Source organism: Polaromonas sp. (genome assembly GCF_030682935.1).
Classification (GTDB): Bacteria; Pseudomonadota; Gammaproteobacteria; order Burkholderiales; family Burkholderiaceae_C; genus Polaromonas.
Genome location: NZ_JAUXNA010000149.1, coordinates 1 through 20404 on the forward strand (window position 1 = coordinate 1; position 20404 = coordinate 20404).

19 protein-coding genes are annotated in these 20404 nt (G+C 63.3%); 11 read left to right on the plus strand and 8 right to left on the minus strand.

The features are described 5' to 3' along the window. The coding region (locus tag Q8K05_RS07030) for an aconitase family protein (RefSeq protein ID WP_305245793.1) at nucleotides 1-477 on the plus strand (477 nt) is incomplete at its 5' end. Nucleotides 478-581: 104 nt separating this feature from the next. Here Q8K05_RS07030 and yegQ read toward each other — a convergent pair. Continuing rightward, on the minus strand, nucleotides 582-1949 hold the full coding sequence (yegQ, locus tag Q8K05_RS07035; protein ID WP_305245794.1) for a tRNA 5-hydroxyuridine modification protein YegQ: 1368 nt from the start codon (nucleotides 1947-1949) through the stop codon (nucleotides 582-584). A 125-nt stretch (nucleotides 1950-2074) separates the two neighbouring features. On the opposite strand from yegQ, the gene Q8K05_RS07040 reads away from it, so the two are divergent. The 7 genes from Q8K05_RS07040 to Q8K05_RS07070 all read left to right on the plus strand — a co-directional run bounded on the left by Q8K05_RS07040 (nucleotide 2075) and on the right by Q8K05_RS07070 (nucleotide 10665). Continuing rightward, complete coding sequence (locus Q8K05_RS07040; RefSeq protein ID WP_305245795.1) at nucleotides 2075-5035, plus strand: aconitate hydratase; 2961 nt, start codon at nucleotides 2075-2077, stop codon at nucleotides 5033-5035. Then, complete coding sequence (locus Q8K05_RS07045) at nucleotides 5032-6264, plus strand: FAD-dependent monooxygenase (protein WP_305245796.1); 1233 nt, start codon at nucleotides 5032-5034, stop codon at nucleotides 6262-6264. The genes Q8K05_RS07040 and Q8K05_RS07045 overlap by 4 nt, the downstream gene beginning before the upstream one ends. A 33-nt stretch (nucleotides 6265-6297) precedes the next feature. Next, the gene (locus Q8K05_RS07050) at nucleotides 6298-6657 is read left to right on the plus strand and encodes a DUF2946 domain-containing protein (protein ID WP_305245797.1); all 360 of its coding nucleotides are present in this window, start codon (nucleotides 6298-6300) and stop codon (nucleotides 6655-6657) included. A gap of 207 nt (nucleotides 6658-6864) precedes the next feature. Continuing rightward, complete coding sequence (locus Q8K05_RS07055) at nucleotides 6865-7347, plus strand: copper chaperone PCu(A)C (protein ID WP_305245798.1); 483 nt, start codon at nucleotides 6865-6867, stop codon at nucleotides 7345-7347. A 196-nt stretch (nucleotides 7348-7543) separates the two neighbouring features. Then, nucleotides 7544-8317, plus strand: a complete 774-nt coding sequence (locus Q8K05_RS07060) for an SDR family oxidoreductase (RefSeq protein WP_305245799.1) — start codon at nucleotides 7544-7546, stop codon at nucleotides 8315-8317. Between the two features lie 174 nt (nucleotides 8318-8491). Next, nucleotides 8492-8773: a FeoA family protein gene (locus Q8K05_RS07065; RefSeq protein WP_305245800.1), complete on the plus strand. Its 282-nt coding sequence runs from the start codon at nucleotides 8492-8494 to the stop codon at nucleotides 8771-8773. Beyond that, nucleotides 8770-10665, plus strand: a complete 1896-nt coding sequence (locus Q8K05_RS07070; RefSeq protein WP_305245801.1) for a ferrous iron transporter B — start codon at nucleotides 8770-8772, stop codon at nucleotides 10663-10665. The genes Q8K05_RS07065 and Q8K05_RS07070 overlap by 4 nt, the downstream gene beginning before the upstream one ends. 275 nt (nucleotides 10666-10940) lie before the next feature. Here Q8K05_RS07070 and argF read toward each other — a convergent pair whose 3' ends face one another. Both argF and Q8K05_RS07080 read right to left on the minus strand, forming a co-directional pair. Further along, a complete protein-coding gene (gene argF / locus Q8K05_RS07075) occupies nucleotides 10941-11873 on the minus strand; it encodes an ornithine carbamoyltransferase (protein ID WP_305245802.1) in 933 nt (310 codons plus the stop codon). Between the two features lie 2 nt (nucleotides 11874-11875). Then, a complete protein-coding gene (locus Q8K05_RS07080; protein WP_305245803.1) occupies nucleotides 11876-13090 on the minus strand; it encodes an aspartate aminotransferase family protein in 1215 nt (404 codons plus the stop codon). Between the two features lie 252 nt (nucleotides 13091-13342). Between Q8K05_RS07080 and Q8K05_RS07085 the strand changes: the two genes are divergently transcribed. Then, on the plus strand, nucleotides 13343-13660 hold the full coding sequence (locus tag Q8K05_RS07085; RefSeq protein ID WP_305245804.1) for a DUF3579 domain-containing protein: 318 nt from the start codon (nucleotides 13343-13345) through the stop codon (nucleotides 13658-13660). Between the two features lie 132 nt (nucleotides 13661-13792). On the opposite strand, the gene rpsT is transcribed toward Q8K05_RS07085, so the two are convergent. Then, entirely contained in the window at nucleotides 13793-14110 is a 318-nt protein-coding gene (gene rpsT / locus Q8K05_RS07090; protein ID WP_305245805.1) for a 30S ribosomal protein S20, read from the minus strand. 97 nt (nucleotides 14111-14207) lie between these two features. On the opposite strand from rpsT, the gene murJ reads away from it, so the two are divergent. After that, on the plus strand, nucleotides 14208-15773 hold the full coding sequence (gene murJ, locus Q8K05_RS07095; RefSeq protein ID WP_305245806.1) for a murein biosynthesis integral membrane protein MurJ: 1566 nt from the start codon (nucleotides 14208-14210) through the stop codon (nucleotides 15771-15773). 94 nt (nucleotides 15774-15867) lie between these two features. After that, a complete protein-coding gene (locus tag Q8K05_RS07100) occupies nucleotides 15868-16713 on the plus strand; it encodes a SirB1 family protein (protein ID WP_305245807.1) in 846 nt (281 codons plus the stop codon). A gap of 54 nt (nucleotides 16714-16767) precedes the next feature. Here Q8K05_RS07100 and Q8K05_RS07105 read toward each other — a convergent pair whose 3' ends face one another. From Q8K05_RS07105 to purM, 4 genes are all read right to left on the minus strand, one after another. Continuing rightward, entirely contained in the window at nucleotides 16768-17772 is a 1005-nt protein-coding gene (locus Q8K05_RS07105; RefSeq protein ID WP_305245808.1) for a GlxA family transcriptional regulator, read from the minus strand. Nucleotides 17773-17791: 19 nt separating this feature from the next. Then, nucleotides 17792-18364, minus strand: a complete 573-nt coding sequence (locus Q8K05_RS07110; protein ID WP_305245809.1) for a cysteine hydrolase family protein — start codon at nucleotides 18362-18364, stop codon at nucleotides 17792-17794. 156 nt (nucleotides 18365-18520) lie between these two features. Then, nucleotides 18521-19726, minus strand: a complete 1206-nt coding sequence (locus Q8K05_RS07115) for an MFS transporter (protein WP_305245810.1) — start codon at nucleotides 19724-19726, stop codon at nucleotides 18521-18523. Between the two features lie 46 nt (nucleotides 19727-19772). Next, nucleotides 19773-20404 (minus strand): phosphoribosylformylglycinamidine cyclo-ligase (purM, locus tag Q8K05_RS07120; protein WP_305245811.1); only part of this gene is annotated, 632 nt, incomplete at its 5' end.

The window sequence follows — 20404 nt, forward strand, 5'->3', positions numbered from 1 at the left end:
ATCGGCAGCTGCATGACCAACATCGGCCACTTCCGCGCTGCTTCCAAGCTGCTTGAAAACAAGCGCGACATTCCGGTCAAGCTCTGGATGGCGCCACCGACCAAGATGGATGCCAAGCAACTGAGCGAAGAAGGCCATTACGGCGTGTTGGGCTCGGCCGGTGCGCGTATGGAAATGCCAGGCTGCAGCCTGTGCATGGGCAACCAGGCGCAGGTCAAAGAGGGCGCGACCGTGTTCTCCACCTCGACCCGCAACTTCCCGAACCGCCTTGGCAAGAACTCCAATGTGTACCTGGGCTCCGCCGAACTGGCCGCGATCTGCTCCAAGCTGGGCCGCATTCCGACCAAGGCGGAGTACATGTCCGACATGCAAGTCCTCACGGTCGCCAGCGAACAGGTTTATCAGTACCTGAACTTTGACCAGGTCAAGGATTACACCGATATGGCTGATACCGTGAAAGATGGCGTGCCTGCATAAGAGGCTCGCCTGCTGAATAAAAAAGCGGCTTTCGGGTCGCTTTTTTATTGCTATCAATTCAGTAGCTGTTTCCGTAAATTGGGCGTGGGCTGAGTGCCTGTTCTTTATTCGAAAATCCGCGCCAGCAGCGCCCCGCCGGCCGGTGCTTCCAGCGGAATCCACACGCGCAGCGGACTGCCCGATGCCACGCTGATTTCCTCGCCATCCAGGTTCTTCATGCACGTCACCTGCACCGTTCGGTTGCCGCCGGGGTGAATGACTTCGAGCGTGTCGCCGACCTGAAAGCGGTTTTTGGTTTCGACCTCGGCCCAGCCGTCTCGGGTGGATTTGACTTCGCCGACAAACTGGCTGCGGCGCATTTCGGAACTTCCGGTTTCGTAGTTCTGGGTGTCCTGCGCCGGGCGGCGTTCCAGAAAACCGGGGGTGTAGCCGCGATTGGCCAGGCCTTCGAGTTCGGTGATCAGGGCCGGGTTGAACGGCCGGCCGGCCACCGCGTCGTCAATGGCGCGGCGGTAGACCTGCGCGGTGCGCGAGACGTAATACTGGCTCTTGGTGCGGCCCTCAATCTTCAGCGAATCGACGCCGATTTTGACCAGCCGGGCTACATGCTCGACCGCCCGCAGGTCCTTGCTGTTCATGATGTAGGTGCCATGCTCGTCTTCCATGATGGGCAACAGCTGGCCGGGGCGCTCTTTTTCTTCGAGCAGATAGACCCGCTCGGCCAGCGGGTGGCGCGGGCTGCCGCCGCAGGCCGCGAAGGCCTGTTCGGCCTCTTGCTGCGCTTCGGAAAAATTGAAGTCGTCCTCCAGCTGGAGCGGCTGGACTTCGCCCGAATCAGTGTCGTCGGTGCCAGCCTGCGTCGTGTAGTCCCAGCGGCAGGCGTTGGTGCAGGTGCCCTGGTTGGAGTCGCGCCGGTTGAAGTAGCCCGACAGCAGGCAGCGGCCCGAATACGCAATGCACAGCGCGCCATGCACGAACACTTCGAGCTCTATGTCGGGGCATTCCTGGCGGATTTTTTCGATCTCGTCCAGGCTCAGCTCGCGCGACAGGATGATGCGCGCCACGCCGATCTTTTGCCAGAACCTTACCGCAGCCCAGTTCACGGTGTTGGCCTGCACCGACAGGTGAATCGGCACCTCGGGCCATTTTTCGCGCACCATCATGATCAGGCCCGGGTCGGCCATGATCAGCGCGTCGGGCTTCATCGCAATCACCGGCTCGATGTCGCGCAGGTAGGTACGCACCTTGTCGTTGTGCGGCAGCAGGTTGCTGGTGACAAAGAATTTTTTGCCGCGCGCGTGGGCTTCTTCGATGCCGGTCTGGATCTGCTCCAGCCGGAATTCGTTGTTGCGCGCGCGCAGCGAATAGCGCGGCTGGCCGGCGTACACCGCGTCGGCGCCAAAGTCGTAGGCAGCGCGCATTTTGTCGAGCGAGCCGGCGGGTAAAAGCAGTTCGGGAGTCTGGGTCGTCATGCCGCTATTGTCCATCGCGCGCCGCGCAAAACTCGGATTGGCGCCGGGTATGTGGCAGCGCTTTGCCCGATGGGCCGGGTGAGTGCCAAAATGGCGGAGGATGTTTTAACAACAAGGAGATTGCCATGGCCAAATCACCCGCCTCCGCACGCGCCCCTTCCCGCTCGCGTTCCCACGCCTTTGCATCGACCCTCAAAAACTTCAAAACCGCCTCGGGCAAGACCGGCAAGTTTTACGCCTTGCCCGCGCTGGCCAGGCAGTTCCCGAATGTGTCGCGCCTGCCGGTGTCCTTGCGCATCGTGCTCGAATCGGTGCTGCGCAACTGCGATGGCAAAAAGGTCACGGCAGCGCATGTCGAGGAGCTGGCCAACTGGCGGCCCAATGCCGCGCGCACCGAGGAAATTCCGTTTGTCGTCTCGCGCGTGGTGCTGCAGGACTTTACCGGCGTTCCCCTGCTGGCCGATCTGGCCGCCATGCGCAGCGTGGCCCTGAAGCTGGGCAAGAACCCGAAGTCGATTGAGCCGCTGGTGCCGGTGGACCTGGTGGTGGACCACTCCATCATGGTCGACCACTTCGGCAAAAAGAATTCGCTGGACCTGAACATGAAGCTCGAATTCCAGCGCAACCGCGAACGCGACGACTTCATGAAATGGGGCATGCAGGCCTTTGACACCTTTGGCGTGGTGCCGCCCGGCTTTGGCATCGTGCACCAGGTCAATCTCGAATACCTGGCGCGCGGCGTGCACCAGACCAAAGAGAGTGTTTACTACCCCGACACCTTGGTCGGCACTGACAGCCACACCACCATGATCAACGGCATCGGGGTGGTCGGCTGGGGCGTCGGCGGTATTGAAGCGGAGGCCGCCATGCTGGGCCAGCCGGTCTACATGCTGACCCCTGACGTGGTGGGTTTTGAGTTGACCGGACGGTTGCGGGAAGGCGTCACCGCCACCGACCTGGTGCTACGCGTGACTGAAACTCTGCGCCGTGAAAAAGTGGTGGGCAAGTTTGTCGAGTTTTTCGGCGAAGGCACGCGCACGCTGGCGCTGCCCGACCGCGCCACGATTGGCAATATGGCGCCTGAGTATGGCGCCACCATGGGTTTCTTTCCGGTGGATGAGAAAACCATTGACTACTTCAAGGGCACCGGGCGAACCAAGGCAGAGATCGAGGCCTTTGAGGCTTACTTCAGGGCGCAAGGCCTGTTCGGCGTGGCCAGGGCGGGCGAGATTGATTACTCGCAGGTGGTCCAGCTCGACCTGGGCGATGTGACGCCCAGCCTGGCGGGCCCCAAGCGGCCTCAAGACCGCATTGAACTCGGTCAGGTAGCCCAACAGTTCGAGTCGCTGTTCAGCAAGCCCATCGCAGAAAACGGCTTTAACCAGCCCGCCGAACGCCTGTCGCAGCGCCATCGGGTAGGTTGCGGCGAAGGCGGCCCGGCCGAGGAGGCGCCGTCGCCGCAGCCTGGCGCCGCGCGCGATGTGGTGGAAATGGTCAGCAACCGCCCGACACTGGCCACGGCGCAAGCTGCGGGGCGCCATCCCGTGACGGTGTGCGAGTTGCCGAACGACAAGACCAAGGCCTTGACGCTCGGCAATGGCGACGTGCTGATTGCTGCCATTACCAGTTGCACCAACACCTCCAACCCCAGCGTGCTGCTGGCCGCCGGCCTGCTGGCCAAAAAAGCGGTGGAGGCCGGCCTGAAGGTACAGCCGCACATCAAGACCTCGCTGGCGCCCGGCTCACGTATCGTGACCGAATACCTGACGGAAACCGGCCTCCTGCCCTATCTGGAGAAGCTGGGCTTTGCGCTGGCCGGTGATGGTTGCACCACCTGCATCGGCAATTCCGGCGACCTGACGCCCGAGCTCAACGAAGCGATCAACAAGAGCGAGCTGGTGTGCGCTGCAGTGCTGTCAGGTAACCGCAACTTCGAAGCCCGCATTCACCCCAACCTCAAGGCCAACTTTCTGGCCAGCCCGCCGCTGGTGGTGGCCTACGCCATTGCCGGCACGGTGATGCGCGACCTGATGACCGAGCCGGTCGGCAAAGGAAAGGGTGGCAAGGATGTGTACCTCGGCGACATCTGGCCCACCAGCGAAGAGATCGAAAAGCTCATGAAGTACGCCATGAATGGCAAGGCCTTCCGGGCCAATTACGCCAAGATCAGCACCGAGCCGGGCAAGCTCTGGGAAAAAATCAGGGGCGTCAGCGGCACCAGTTACACCTGGCCGGCCAGCACCTACATCGCCGAGCCACCGTTCTTCAAGGATTTTGCTATGGAAATGGAAGCGCCTCCCGCAGGTGCGGCGGGTGCCAGTGGCCAAAATAATGCTTTTTCCGTGAAGGGCGCACGCATCATGGCGCTGTTCGGCGACTCCATCACCACCGACCATATTTCGCCCGCGGGTTCCATCAAGGCCAGCTCGCCCGCCGGCCTGTGGCTGCAGGCGCACGGCGTGCAAAAGGCTGATTTCAACAGCTACGGCGCGCGCCGCGGCAACCACGATGTGATGATGCGCGGCACTTTTGCCAATGTGCGCATCAAAAACCAGATGATTCCGGCCGGCAAGGACGGTTCGCGCGAGGAGGGCGGCGTCACGCTGTACCACCCGGCCAGTCGCATGCCCGACAGCGTCATTCAAAAGATGCCCATCTACGATGCCGCCATGAAATACATGGCCGAAGGCACGCCCACGGTGATTTTTGCCGGCGAGGAATACGGCACCGGGTCGAGCCGCGACTGGGCCGCCAAGGGCACGCAGCTGCTGGGCATCAAGGCCGTGGTGGCTGGCAGTTTCGAGCGCATTCACCGCAGCAATCTGGTCGGCATGGGCGTGCTGCCGCTGCAGTTCAAGCCGGGCGAGTCGTGGCAGACCCTCAAGCTGATTGGCTCGGAAGTCATTGACGTGATTCCGCACCCCGAACTCAAGCCGCAAAGCGAGGCCAAACTGGTCATCACGCGTGCCGACGGCTCGCGCCAGGAAGTCGCGGTGATTCTTCGTGTGGACACGCCGATTGAAGTGGACTACTACCGCAACGGCGGCATCTTGCCGTTCGTGCTCAGGCAGTTGCTGGCCCAATGATGCGGCAGGCGCTGGTGGTGGGCGGCGGCATAGGCGGGCTGGCGGCCGCCTTGTCCGCGTCACGTGCGGGCTGGGATGTACGCCTGTATGAAAGGGCGCCCGCCTTTGGCGAGGTCGGTGCCGGCATTCAGCTCGGCCCCAATGTGGTGCGGGTGCTGCATGGCTGGGGGCTGGAGGCTGGACTGGCGCGCGTGGCGGCATTCCCGGACCGGCTGCAGGTGCGCGATGCGCTGTCGGGCCAGGTGCTGGGCGTGCTGCCGCTGGGCGAGCGGGCCGTGCAAACGTACGGTGCGCCCTACGCCACCATTGCCCGCGCTGACCTGCACGGCCTGCTGCTGGACGCGGTGCAGGCGCGTGCCAACGTGTGGCTCAACCTCAGCAGCGCGGTCGCCCAGTTTACCGACAACGGATCTGTGGTGACGATCAAGACCACGGAAGGCCTGGAGGTGGAAGGCGATGCGCTCGTCGGCGCCGACGGCCTGTGGAGCCGCGTGCGCGAGCAGCTGCTGAACGACGGCCCGCCGCGCGTCACGGGACACCTGGCCTACCGCGCCATGCTGCCGCAGGCGGGCTTGCCCGAGCGGCTGCGCAGCCAGCAGGTCACGGCCTGGCTGGGCCCCAGGCTGCATGTGGTGCAGTACCCGGTGCGCGGCGGCGACTGGCTCAACGTGGTGGCCATCGTGCACGGCCAGGTCGAGCGTGATCTGCAAAGCTGGGACCACGCGGCCCACGCCGCCGGGCTGCAGGCCGCGCTGGCACACACGGCGGCGCCGCTGCGCGAACTGATCGATGCGGTGACGGCGTGCGGCGAGGCCCCGGGCGACGCCGCCGCCGTGGGCTGGCGGCTCTGGCCGCTGTGCGACCGCCCGCCCATGCGCGGCGCGCACCAGCAGGCGCAGGGCCTCGTGGCCCTGTTGGGCGATGCCGCGCACCCGATGCGCCCCTACCTGGCGCAAGGCGCGGGCATGGCGATTGAAGATGCGGCCGAGTTGGGCCGCGCCCTGGGCCAGGCGCTGGACCCGGCCTTCGAGGTGCCCGCGCTGCTGCAGCGCTACGCGCTCAGGCGCTGGCAGCGCAATGCCCGGGTGCAAGCCCGCTCGCTGCGCAACGGCCAGATCTTTCATGCCGACGGCGCGCTGCGCTGGGCGCGCAATGCCTCGCTCCAGCTGTTGGGCGAGAAGGTGCTGGACCTGCCCTGGCTTTATGGCGACAAGCCCGAGCAGGCCTGAGTCTTCGTCGCGGCCGCCATGTAAACTCCAGCGATGCAGACCCTGCGCAACGCCCACCTGATCGCCCGCTTCGTGCTGGTGTGGTTTGCGCTGTCTGTCGGGGTCGCGATTGCTTCGCCCATCGTCAAGCCGCAGGCGATGGCGCTGATCTGCTCCAGCGCCGGTGTGATGAAGGTGTTGTTCACGACCGATGACGGCAGCCAAGAGGCTGCCAGCCCGGCGCTCGATTGCCCCCTGTGCGCGGCTACCAGCGCGCCACCGCCGCCGTTTGCGCGTCTGAGCGCCGAGCCGCTTCAGCCGCTGGCCTATGTGCAGCAAAGCATTCCGGCCGCTCATCTTGCCGCGCTCACCGCGGCACCGCTGCCAGCGCGCGGGCCGCCCGCTTTCTCCTGAACTATTGAATTCATAGCACCTTGCGCCCGATGAATAAGGGCTAGAGGCTGATTTGATTGATATTTTCAGGGCGCCAAGCGCCAATCCAGCAAACCGTTCGCCCGAACGCACTGCACACCAGGGGTTGCCGCGCGGGCACGACCTGACCATCTCTTTCCGAAACCGGGCGACGCACGCCAACTTTTTGATATTTTTAAAGAAAACACCATGAAACTCAAAGCACTGACCCTGATCGCCGCCCTGTCTTGTGGCAGCGTCTACGCCCAAACCGTTGAAGTCAGGGACGCCTGGGTCCGCACCACGGTGCCGGGCCAAAATGCCACCGGCGCCTTCATGAAAATAACTGCCAAAGACGGTGCCAAACTGGTCGCGGTCGCGTCACCGGCGGCCGGCGTGACGGAAGTCCACGAAATGAAGATGGACGGCGACATCATGAAAATGCGCGCAGTTTCCGTTCTGGATATTCCCGCCGGCAAGACGCTGGAACTCAAGCCCGGTGGTTACCACATGATGCTGATGGACCTGAAGGCGCCCTTGCCCAAGGACAGCACCGTGCTGCTGACACTGGTGTTCCAGGACGCCAAGGGCGTCGAGAGCAAAGTTGAACTCAAGGTGCCGGTGGCTGCGGTCGCGCCTGGGGCCAAGGCCGGCGACATGTCCGCCATGGACCATGGCAAGCACAAACATTAAACCTGGAAAGGGTATGTGGGAAAGATAGCCGCGCTGAAAAAACCGTGGTGTCGATTATTTCCAGCACGCGCAGAAGATTTTTGAAGTCTCCAGTCCTTGTCGGTAGCGCATCCGGGTCATGCACAATTGAAATGACGGGGGCGGCTGCCAGCCTACCGTCCCCGTGCACACCGATACAAAGAGACATAGGAACACCATGATCGACAGCAATCTGAACAACCAGGCCCACCACAAAGTGGCCCTCGTGACTGGCGCAGGCACCGGCATTGGCCGGGCCGTGGCGCTGGCCTTTTTGCGCGAGGGCTACCGCGTGGTGCTGGCCGGGCGGCGCATCGAGCCGCTCAATGCCGTGGCCCAGGAGTCCGGGACAGGCCGCGCCCTGGCTGTGCCCACCGATGTGAGCCGGCCCGAATCAGTGAACGCGCTGTTTGCCAAAATCAAGGCGGTGTATGGCCGGCTCGATGTGCTCGTCAACAACGCTGGCGTGAGCGGCATTGGCGTCAATTTTGAGGACATCGCTTTTGAGCAATGGCAAAACGTCGTCAACATCAACCTGACGGGCTCGTTTCTTTGCGCGCAAGGTGCGTTCAGGTTGATGAAGGAGCAGCTGCCGCAAGGCGGCCGCATCATCAACAATGGCTCGATCTCCGCGCACGCACCCCGGCCCAACTCGGCGTCCTACACCGCGACCAAGCATGCCATCACGGGCCTGACCAAATCCCTCTCGCTCGACGGCCGCCAGCACAACATCGCTTGCGGCCAGATTGACATCGGCAACGCGCTGACCGAGCTGTCGGCGCGCATGACCCAAGGCGTGCTGCAGGCCAACGGCGAGATCGCGATTGAGCCCATGATGGATGCCAAAGAAGTGGCCGATGCGGTGGTGCACATGGCGGCGCTGCCGCTGTCGACCAACGTGCAGTTCATGACCATCATGGCCACGAAGATGCCGTTTGTCGGGCGTGGTTAAGCGCCTTGGACTAGAGGTTGCCGGCGAGGCGCTTTAACCCAACCCTGCGCTTTCGCCCGTAAGGCCGGTGGCCCGACGGAATTGAAAAGGATCAGTCGCTGGTTGTAGCATATATAATGAGAATCATTATCATTTAAAAAGAATGGATGTTGCTATGACCCAGAGGCCGGTTCCATGAGCGGCGAGTCAGACATCGGGCTCCATGAGTTGCCGCGCCGTATATCGGCGCGGGTGGTCAGGCTGATGCCTGCTGTGGACACCGAAGACGGCGAAGTGCTGCTCCGTCTGCTTGAAATCGGGTTTCTCCCAGGCGAGTTGGTGCGCGTGATGGCGCGGGGTTTTCCGGGCGGCGATCCGGTGGCGGTGCGGGTGGGACAGACGACATTTGCCCTGCGCAGCCACGAGGCGGCGCTGATCCGCGTGAGTCCGCTGGCGATGGAGGCAAGCAAGGCATGACAAACGCTGCAAACGTTATTGCCACGCCCTTGCGCGTGGCCTTGCTGGGCAATCCCAACTGCGGCAAAACCGCCCTGTTCAACCTGCTGACCGGCAGCCGCCAGAAAGTGGCCAACTATGCGGGCGTGACAGTGGAGCGCAAAGAGGGCCAGGTGCTGACCGCTTCGAGCCATCGCGTGATGGTGCTGGACCTGCCCGGCGCCTACAGCCTCAACGCCTTGAGCGCGGACGAGGCCGTTACCCGCGACATCGTCATCGGGCAGCGACCCGGCGAATCCCTGCCTGACCGGCTGGTCTGCGTGGCCGATGCCACCAACCTGCAGCTCAACCTGCGTCTGGTGCTGGAAGCGCGGGCGCTCGGTTTGCCCATGGTGCTGGCGCTCAACATGAGCGATGCGGCCCGGCGCGCCGGCATCGTGATCGACCGCGAGCTGCTGTCCCGCGAACTGGGCATGCCGGTGCTGGAAACCGTGGGCGTGCGCCACGACGGTGCCCGCGAACTGTTGCATTTCCTGGGCGACTGGCCGGCACCAACGGGAAACCCCGCCGGGTCGGTGAAGTGGCAGGCGCCGACCTTCGATCAGGTCATGGACACCCAGCTGGAGGTGCGCCGCATCCTGCGGCTGGCCGTGCAGGCACCGGCTGACAGTCTGCACGCCGACGATGCCATCGACCGGGTGGTGCTGCACCCGCTGTGGGGCATGCTGCTGCTGGCCATTATTTTGTTCATGATGTTCCAGGCGGTGTTCAGCTGGGCCACGCTACCCATGGAGGCGATCAAGTCAGCCGTCGATGGGCTGTCGGCCCTGTTGCGCACGCACATGCCCGAGGGCGTGCTCCAGAGCTTGCTGGCCGACGGAATTTTGGCGGGCGCGGGTGGCGTACTGGTGTTTTTGCCACAGATTCTGATCCTGTTCTTTTTCATTCTGCTACTGGAGGATTCGGGCTACCTGCCGCGCGCCGCGTTTTTGCTGGACCGCGTGATGGGCGGCGTGGGCCTGTCGGGGCGATCATTCATTCCGCTGCTGTCGAGCTTTGCCTGCGCGATTCCCGGCGTGATGGCCACGCGCACCATTACCCACTGGCGCGACCGGCTGGTGACCATCATGATTGCGCCGCTCATGACCTGTTCGGCCCGACTGCCGGTGTATGCGCTCTTGATTGGCGCCTTCATTCCCAGCCGCACGGTGGCGGGCGTTTTTAACCTGCAGGGACTGGTGATGTTTGCCCTCTACGCAGGCGGCATTGTGAGCGCCATGGCGGTGGCGGCGGTGTTCAAGCTGTGGCGCGGCCATGCACGGCCCACGCCGCTGATCATGGAGTTGCCGGCCTACCGGATGCCCAGCCTGCGCCAGCTCGCCATGGGCTTGCATGAGCGGGCCATGATCTTTTTAAAGCGCGTGGGCGGCATCATCCTGGCGCTCACGGTGCTGCTTTGGTTTTTGTCCACCTTCCCGGCACCGCCCGAGGGCGCCGTTGGTCCGGCGATCCAGTTCAGCCTGGCCGGGCAGCTGGGGCATGCGTTGCAAGTCATTTTTGCACCCATTGGCTTTAACTGGCAGATTTCCATCGCGCTGGTGCCGGGCCTGGCAGCGCGTGAAGTGGCGGTGGGCGCGCTGGGTACGGTGTATGCGCTCTCGGCGACGGGCACGGGCACGGACATGGCCTCAGCGCTCGGACCCGTGATTGCGCAAAGCTGGTCGATGGCGACAGCCCTGTCGCTGCTGGTCTGGTACGTGTTTGCGCCGCAATGTATTTCTACTCTGGTGACGGTGCGGCGCGAGACCAACAGCTGGCGTTATGCCCTGTTCATGGCGGGCTACCTGTTTGCGCTGGCCTATGGCGCGAGCTGGATCACCTATCGGCTGGCCTTGCTGTGGGGCGGGGCCTGATCATGTGGCAACAATGGATTGTGGGCGTCATGGTGGCCCTGGCTGCTGCGTACGCGCTGTGGTACTGGATGCCCGCAGGGCTTCGCCGCCGGCTCGGGCGCATGCAGAAGAGTCTGGGAGAAAAGCCGGGCTGCGGCGCATGCAGCAGTTGCAGCGGCTGCGCTGCGACGAGGCTGGCCAGTCCGGTTGCCGGTAGCACAGAGGGTCGCCAGCCGCTCTGGATACAGCCCCGGCCTTAGCTGCTTGCCGGGCATCCTTGAGCCTCAATCCGCAATTCAGGCGATGCGGCCTAGCAAGAGGTATTCCATCAGCGCCTTCTGCACATGCATTCTATTTTCCGCTTCGTCCCACACCACGGACTGCGGGCCGTCAATTACCTCGGCTTCGACTTCTTCTCCGCGGTGCGCCGGCAGGCAGTGCATGAAGAGCGCATCGGGTTTGGCGGCCTGCATCATCTCGCTGTCCACGCACCAGTCGGCAAAGGCCTTTTTTCGCGCTTCGTTCTCGGCCTCGTAGCCCATGCTGGTCCAGACGTCGGTGGTGACCAGGTCGGCACCGGCGCAAGCCTGCATGGGGTCCTTGAAGACTTTGTAGCTCTCGGCCGAGCGGATACCGGCGATCGACTGGTCGACCTCGTAGCCGCCTGGTGTGCTCAGGTGCACCGTGAAGCCGAGGATTTCGCTGGCCTGCAGCCAGGTGTTGGCCATGTTGTTGCCGTCGCCGACCCAGGCCACCGTCTTGCCTTTGATGGAGCCGCGGTGCTCGATGTAGGTGAAGATGTCTGCCAGGATCTGGCAGGGATGGAATTCGTTGGTCAGGCCGTTGATGACCGGCACGCGTGAATGCGCGGCAAAGCGCTCGATCTTGGTCTGCTCAAAGGTGCGGATCATCACCAGGTCGACCATGCGGCTGATGACCTTGGCGCTGTCTTCAATCGGCTCGGCGCGGCCCAGCTGGCTGCCTTCGGTGGTGAGGTTGACGACCGTGCCGCCCAGCTGGTACATGCCGGCCTCAAAGCTGACGCGGGTGCGGGTCGAGGCCTTCTCGAAAATCATGACCAGCGTGCGGTCAATCAAGGGCTGGTGCTTTTCGTAGGCCTTGAATTTTTTCTTGATGAGCGCGGCGCGTTCAAACAGGTAGGCGTAGTCGCTGGCGTTCAGGTCGCTGAACTGCAGGTAATGCTTGATGGGTTTCGGGGTGCTGGTCATGGTCATTCTTTTTCCTGCAGCAACTGCTTGATCAGGGGGCACAAAATGGCCACGATCTCATCGGCCTCTGCCGTGCTCAGGATCAGCGAAGGCACGATGCGCACCACAGTGTCGGCCGTGACACTGATCAGCAGGCCATGGTCGGCGGCGCGGTTGACCAGGTCGCCGCACGGCGTGGCCAGCTCAATGCCCAGCATGAGGCCGCGCCCGCGGATTTCCTTGAAACCCTTCAGGCCGGCGAGCGCACGGGTCAGTGCGGCCCGCAGATGGTCGCCGACCAGGGTCGCATTGGCCAGCAAGCCGTCTTCTTCCATGATGCGGATGGTTTCCACACCCGCCCGCATGGCCAGCGGATTGCCGCCAAAGGTGGTGCCGTGGTTGCCGGGCGCAAAGATATGGGCGGCTTTGGGGCCGGCCACCACGGCGCCCACCGGAACGCCTGAGCCGAGTCCTTTGGCCAGCGGCATCACATCGGGCTTGATGCCGGACCACTGGTGTGCAAACCATTTGCCGGTGCGGCCCATGCCGCACTGCACCTCGTCGATCATGAGCAGCCAGTCGCGCTCGTCGCAGAGCTGGCGCGTCTGCTGCAGGTACTCGTCGCTCATGCTGTTGACGCCGCCTTCGCCCTGAATCGCCTCAAAAAACACCGCGACCACATTCGGGTTGCCGGCGGTAGCCGCTTTAAGGGCCTCGATGTTGTTGATGGGAACGCGAATGAAACCCTCGACCAGCGGACCAAAGCCAGCTTGCACCTTGGGGTTGCCGGTGGCGCTCAGGGTGGCAATGCTGCGGCCATGAAAGGCTTTTTCGTAGACCACGATTTCGGGGCGTTCAATGCCTTTGTCATGGCCGAACTTGCGCGCCAGTTTCAGCGCTGCCTCATTCGCTTCCAGCCCGGTGGAGCAGAAAAATACGTTTTCCAGACCGGACAGCTCCACCAGCTTGGCCGCCAGCGTTTCCTGAAGCGGCACATGGTAGTAGTTGGAACAGTGAATCAGCTTGCCAATCTGGTCCTGCAGGGCGGGCACCAGTTGGGGGTGGTTGTGTCCCAGGGTGTTGACGGCGATACCGCCCAGCGCATCGAGGTAGGACTTGCCATTGACATCCCAGACGCGGCAGCCCTGGCCGTGCGAGAGCGCGATCGGCAGACGGGCATAGGTGGTCATTACGTGCGGAGACGCGGCTTCGATATGAGAGGGAAGGGCAGCGGTCATGGGGAAAGCTCCGGGGACAATAGCCAAAAAAGAGGCCGCGATAAACGGCTGCGGATCTGAGGTGATTTTAGGCGCAGTGCTTGCGGTCTTTGATCAAGGTGCTGCATCACGCCAAGCCAGGGCCGCGCAAGGCGTCCGCGCTGAAGGCGCCGGACTTCCAGTCAGCGCTGAGTCTTATATAAGATAGAATAGTTGTGCGATGCAGCATGGGACATTACCCTCGCCCCTGGCACGCTTCAAACCCTCCACCCGATGGTCTCCAACTCCGCTAAAGAAGTCTTCATTCAGGGCGTCACCCACGCTGGCAAAACCTTCCGGCCCAGCGACTGGGCCGACAGGCTGTGCGGCGTGATGAGCCAGTTCCGCCCCGGCGGTCCGCAGCCCGGCAGTCACCTGACGTACTCGCCCTGGTGTGTGCCCACGGTCGTCAACGGCATCAAGTGCGTGGTCGTCAACGCGCAATTGCGCGACGCCGAGCCTATGGCCTGGGACTTTGCGATCAACTTTGCCAAAGACAACGATTTGCAGATGGCTGAAGCCTGCCTGATTCCCGATTCGCCAGAACGCTGACGTCAAAACCCGGACATGAAAAAACCGCCAGAGCATGACACTCTGGCGGTTTTTTACTTTGCTTGCAGCGCACCCTACAAAACGGCGGACTGTATTTTTTGAAAATCCAGTCCGTGCGGTTTGCCTAATGAATCAGGCGGCTTTCGGTTCTTCAACTTTCAGTGCCAGGGCTTTGACCTTGGCAGACAGGCGGCTCTTGTCGCGCGCTGCCTTGTTCTTGTGGAAGATGCCCTTGTCGGCAACCGTGTCCACAATGCTTTGCGCTTTGGCAAACAATTCAGTGGCCTTGGTCTTGTCACCGGTGAGAACGGCTTTTTCGACGTTTTTCACAGCGGTGCGGTATTTCGAGCGCAGCGAGGTGTTCGCAGCGTTGAGTTTGACGTCCTGGCGGACGCGTTTGCGGCCGGAGGCGAGGCGGGGGTTCTTTTTCTTGGGTTTAGCGGTAGCCATAAATAATTTCCTTTAATCCTGGGAGGAGTCTGCGGATGTTGCAAGCGAAGCCCATGATTATATGACGGCTGGCAAAGTTGTCACCTAAACTCCGGTTGTGTCACTTTTCAAATCCGCCTCCACCGTCTCCCTGTTCACGCTGATTTCCCGAATCACGGGTTTGGCGCGAGAGCTCCTGATTGCATCGACCTTTGGCGCCAGCGCCATGACCGATGCCTTCAACGTGGCCTTTCGCATTCCCAACCTGTTTCGCCGGCTGTTTGCCGAGGGGGCTTTCAGCCAGGCCTTTGTCCCCGTGCTGGCGGCCAGCAAGGCAAAAAACGGCGAGGCCGCCACCAAGCTGCTGATTGACCGGGTCGCGACGCTGCTGGCGTGGGCGCTGCTGCTGACCTGCGTGGCCGGCGTGGCGGCGGCGCCTGTGCTGGTCTGGGCCATGGCCAGCGGCCTGAAACAGGACCCGCGCGGCTTTGAAGCCGCCGTGTTCATGACGCGCTGGATGTTCCCCTACATCGGCTTCATGTCACTGGTGGCGCTGTCTTCTGGCGTGCTCAATACCTGGCGGCATTTTGCGGTACCCGCCGCCACGCCGGTGCTGCTCAACCTGGCCATGATTGGCGCGGCCTGGTTCGGTGCGCCCTGGTTCCAGTCGCAGGGAATAGAGCCGGTCTACGCCCTGGGCGGCGGCGTGATGCTGGGCGGCATGCTGCAGCTGGCGGTGCAGGTACCGGCCCTGCGGCGACTCGGCATGCTGCCAAAAATCGGCTTCAGCTGGTCTGTGGTGAAGGCTGCGTGGATGGATCCAGCGACCAGGCATATCGCAAAACTGATGGTTCCGGCCTTGCTGGGCGTCAGCGTGGCGCAAATCTCCCTGTTGATCAACACCCAGATCGCCTCGCACCTCACGCCCGGCAGCGTCAGCTGGCTGACCTACGCGGACCGCCTGATGGAATTTCCCACCGCCATGCTGGGCGTCGCCATCGGGGTGGTGCTGACGCCGCAACTGGCGGCCGCCAAGGCGGCGGACGATGCCGCCAAATACTCGGCCATGCTGGACTGGGGCTTGCGCATCGTCGTGGTGCTGGCGGTGCCCTGCGCGGTGGCCTTGCTGACGTTTGCCGAGCCGCTGGTCGCAACGCTCTACCACTATGGCGCCTTTACCGACCGCGATGTGCTGCAGACCACGCGCGCGCTGATGGGCTATGGCGCCGGCCTGCTGGGCCTGGTGGCCATCAAGGTGCTGGCGCCGGGCTTTTATGCCAGCCAGGACATCAAGACGCCGGTACGCATCGCGGTGGTGGTGCTGGTGATCACGCAGCTGCTCAACCTGGCGCTGGTGCCGTATTTCCAGCATGCCGGGCTGGCGCTGGCGATCGGCATTGGCGCCCTGATCAATGCGCTATGGCTGCTGCTGGGCCTGATGCGGCGCGGCAGCTACAAACCGGCGCCCGGCTGGGGCGTATTTGCGCTGCAAGTCGTGGCGGCCAGTGCGCTGCTGGCGGTGTTTTTGCTGTGGGCTGAAGCGGCCGTGAACTGGGTCGGCCTGAAAGCCCAGTATTTACAGCGAATTTGGCTGCTAGCCCTTGTTCTGTGCGCGTCGGCAGCTATATATTTTGTAGTGCTTTGGGTCTCCGGGCTGAAACTGCGCCAGTTGCTGCGGCGCTGATAAAACGGGTCAGGCTCGCTTCGGATTGATCAAGGGCAAACCGCACTGCATTTCCTGGTTCACACTGTGGCTTGGTTTGTGAGAAAGTAGCACCATGCAACTAAATTTGGACGTTCCCTCCCCGCTGCAGTATTTCTCCAGTCTGGTGCAAAGCGATGAGCATTTTCCCTTGCTGGAAGCCGCCATCAGCCTGGCCCAGGACGAGTACCCGGACCTGGACGTGCAACAGGTGCTTGGCGATGTCGACCAGTTGCTGGCGCGCCTGAAGCGGCGCTTGCCGTCGGACGCACCCGCGCTGCAACGCCTGCGTGCACTCAACCAGTTTTTCTTTTACGACCTGAGCTTTGGCGGCAACGTCAATGACTACTACGACCCCGACAACAGCTACCTGAACGCGGTGCTGCGCACGCGGCGCGGCATTCCCATCACGCTGGCGGTGCTGTGGCTGGAGCTGGCTTTGGGCCTGGACCTGAACGCGCGGGGCGTGGCTTTTCCCGGGCATTTCATGGTCAAGGTGAACCTGCCCAAGGGCCAGGTGCTGATTGATCCCTTCAGTGGCCAGTCCTTGAGCCGCGAAGAGCTGGCCGAGCGGCTGGAGCCCTTCAGGCCGCGCGGCGGCATGGCCGACGAGTTTGAGGTTCCCATGGGCCTGTACCTGCAGTCGGCGCCGCCGCGCGAGATCATCAACCGCATGCTGCGCAACCTCAAAGACATTCACAGAACCCAGGAAGACTGGCAGCGCCTGATTGCGGTGCAGGACCGCCTGATCGTGCTGCAGCCCGATGCCTGGCTCGAGTACCGTGACCGCGGGCTGGCCTGGGCGGTGCAGGGCGAAGTGGCGCGCGCGGTGGCCGACCTGGAAACCTACCTGGCGCATGCCGAAGATGCGCTGGACATCGACGCCATCGGCGAGCGTCTGGCCGAGTTGCGCCGTACCTGAAACTGGAATTTTATAGAAATCGGCCTACAGCCCTTGCAGGTATTGAATTTATAGCTATTTATTCGATAGCAATTCAGGACTTGAAGGCGTGCCTGCCCCGGCAAACTGGTGCCACGCCCGGCGCAACTGGGTGTCCGAGCTGAAACCCGCCGCTTCGGCGGCCTGGGTCACATTGCAGCCCGACTGCAGGGCCGCTTGCGCTGTGGCCAGCCGGATGCGACGCAGATATTGCAGCGGTGCGATGTTGGCATGTTCAAGAAAAAGCCGTGTGAGGTGGCGCGGCGAGGTGTGGGCCACAGCGGCCATGCGTGGCACGGTCCAGCCGGTTTGGGGTGCCTGGCTCACTGCATCCTGCACGCGGTGCAGGGCGGGGTGAATGTGGTTGCGCCATGCCAGGAAGGGCGAGAACTCCGGGTCGTGCGGGCCGCGCCGCAGTGCCACCACCATGGCTTGCGCCACCTGGGCGGCCAGCACTGGGCCGCACAGGGCGCTGATGCGGTGCAGCATCAGGTCGATGCCGGTGGTGACGCCCGCGCTGCTGAAAACCGGCCCGTCTTCCACAAACACCCGGTTGGCGACCACATCGCATTGGGGCTCGACGCGTTGCAACTCGTCCAGATGCTGGTGGTGCGTGGTGGCGCGCCGCCCGGCCAGCAAACCGGCGTGGGCGGCCAGCACCGAACCGGCGCAGACGGTGACCAGTTCGATCTGGCCGGTGGCCAGACGCAGGCCGCGCAGCCAGTGCAGCACGGCGCGTGATGCATCAGAGTCCACCCCAATGGCGCCTCCTGGCTGGCCGACCAGCACCACCCAGCACGGCGGCGCCATGTTCAGCGCAGGCAAGGGCTCCAAACCCGTCAGGGCCACGCCCACCGACGTGGGCGATGTGGGTTCGGGGCTGACAAAGTGCAGCGCAAAACGCGCAGCCTGGCCTTGCGCCACCAGCCCCTGGTTGGCGATGCGCAAGGCCTCCGCGGGCCCGGCCCAGTCCAGGACCAGGCTATCGGGCAGCAGCACAAAAAAGACGTCGATCAAGCTGCCGTTGCTGTCAGGGGTCATAGTTGCATCGTCGTTGGCATCACGGTGTCGCTCCGGGCGTGGCGCGCTGCAAGGCCTGCTCAACCGTGCAAATCGTGGCGAAGCGGTCTTTCAGCACGGTGGCGGTGCGGGCCTTGATATTCGCAGCGCTCAGGGGGCTGCCGTCGGGTTGCTGCATGTCATAAGTGAGCGTGGCGTCCAGCACGTAGTCCACGGCCCAGCCCAGATCGGACGCATGGCGGGTGGTGGTTTCGCAGCACTGCTCGGTGCGGATGCCGCTGATGATGAGCCGGGCAATGCCGTTTTGCGTCAGCCACACATCGAGCCCAGTGCCGACCAGCGCGCTGTGGCGACCTTTGTGAAACGTATGGGTAGCGGTGAAATCCGTCAAACCCTTCAGCGGCGCAACATGGCCGGATTCCAGCGCAAACGGGTTGTCGGCGGTTTTGGGGCCGTCCACATGCAGCACCCGCACCACCGGCACGCCACGAGCCACGCAACCCGCGATGAGCGCGTTCTGCGCCGCCAGATAGGAGGGCATGTCGCGCTCGGTGGAATAGGGGCGATGGCGGAAGGATTCCTGCGCATCAATCACAATCAGACAAGTTTTCATAACAGGGGCTCCTTTGTAGCAGAGGTTGAAATCCTTATTTTTACTGGCTTGCGATGCCTGATCCGCTCGATGACGGCCATATTTCAATCAAATCAGGACATTTACTTCAGTGTAAGCAGCCTGGATGAAAAATCCAGCACGCCCACGCCACGGCTGTCACGGCTGCAGCAAAGGCCTGCGCCACCGCCACAGCAGCGCCAGCGCAGCCAGGCTGAAAAAGGCGCCTGCCGCGAAGGTGGCCGGTGCGCCCAGCTGGTCCCACAGCACGCCCGCCACGGTGCTGGCCAGCAGCATTGCCAGTCCGCTGACAAGATTGAAAAAGCCAAAGGCCGTGCCGCGCAGGTCAGGCGGCGCGGTGTCGGCCACCATGGTGGCGAGCAAGCCCTGGGTCATGGCCATGTGCAGCCCCCATAGCACAATGCCGGCCGCGATCCAGCCCAGGTGGCTGCTGGAGGCCAGCACCGCATCGGCGGCGATCAGCACCACCAGACCCCACGCCAGCAGCGTGCTGTGGCTGACCCTGTCCGACAGCTTGCCAAAGGGGTAAGCCCCCAGGGCATAAACGACGTTCATGGCGATAAGCACCAGCGGCGTGTAAGCGACGGGCAGGCCGCCTTGCAGCGCGCGCAGCAGTAAAAAAGCCTCGCTGAAGCGGGCCAGCGTGAACACGGCGCCAATGGCGACGACGCGCCAGTACGGCGCACGCAGGCGGCGCAGGTTGGCTTTGCTGATCGGGTTGATGCGCGGCACCCCTGCGGCTTGCTGGGCACGCTCAGGTTCCTGCACGCCGAACAGCAGCAGCGCCACCGCCATGAAGCCCGGAACCATGGCGACCCAGAAAATCGCCCGGAAGTCGTTGGCCCAGAGCAGCATCAAGCCCATGGCGAGCAAGGGGCCGACGAAAGCGCCCACGGTGTCGAGCGACTGGCGCAAGCCAAACGCCGCGCCGCGCATGTCGGGCGGTGCCAGGTCGGCCACCAGCGCATCGCGCGGCGCACCGCGCAGGCCTTTGCCGACACGGTCGATCAGGCGGGCGGACAACACCATGCCGGACGTGGTCGCCAGCGCAAAGAGCGGCTTCGACGCCGCGCCCAAACCATAGCCGAGCAGGGCCAGTGGCTTGCGCTTGCCCCAGTAATCACTGAGCACACCCGAAAACACCTTGACAACGAGGGCCGTGGCCTCGGCCGCGCCTTCGATCAGGCCAACCGCCCACATGCTGGTGCCCAGCACGGTGACCATGAAAACCGGCAGCAGGCTGTGGATCATCTCGGAAGAAATGTCCATCAGCAGGCTGACAAAGCCCAGCGCCCAGATGGCGGCCGGCAGGCGCCGGGGAGGCGTGCTGGAGTGCTTGGGCATGAGGCGTTACCTTGGAGTGTTGCCCTGAGCCGCGACGCTGTTTGGCCTAGTCGACGATGACGGCGGCGCCGGCGCCGAGTGGCGCAATCACGCCGATCTCGTAAACCTGTTCACCCGCCGCACGCAGCATGTCAGCGCACGCTGCGGCGCTGGCCGCATCCACCACCACCACCATGCCAATGCCGTTGTTGAAGGTGCGGTTCATTTCAAAGTCGGAAATCGCGGCGGTGCTTTGCAGCCAGGCAAACAGCTCGGTTTGCGGCCAGCTGCCTTTCTTCAAATGAGCCGCCGTGCCTTCGGGCAGCACGCGGGGAATGTTTTCCAGCAGGCCGCCGCCGGTGATGTGGGCCAGCGCCTTGATCGGATGAAGGGCCAACGCCGCGAGCACGATTTTGACATACAGGCGGGTCGGCTCCATCAGGGCCTCCTTGAAGGGCTTGCCGTCCAGCGTGGCGGGCAGGTCGGCAGCCGCGCGTTCGATGCATTTGCGCACCAGGCTGAAACCGTTGGAATGCACGCCGCTGCTGGCCAGGCCCAGCACCACGTCGCCGGGCTGGACCTCTTTGCCGGTCAGGATTTTCGATTTTTCCACGGCACCCACGGCAAAACCGGCCAGGTCGTATTCGCCCTCGGGGTACATGCCGGGCATTTCGGCGGTTTCGCCGCCAATCAGCGCGC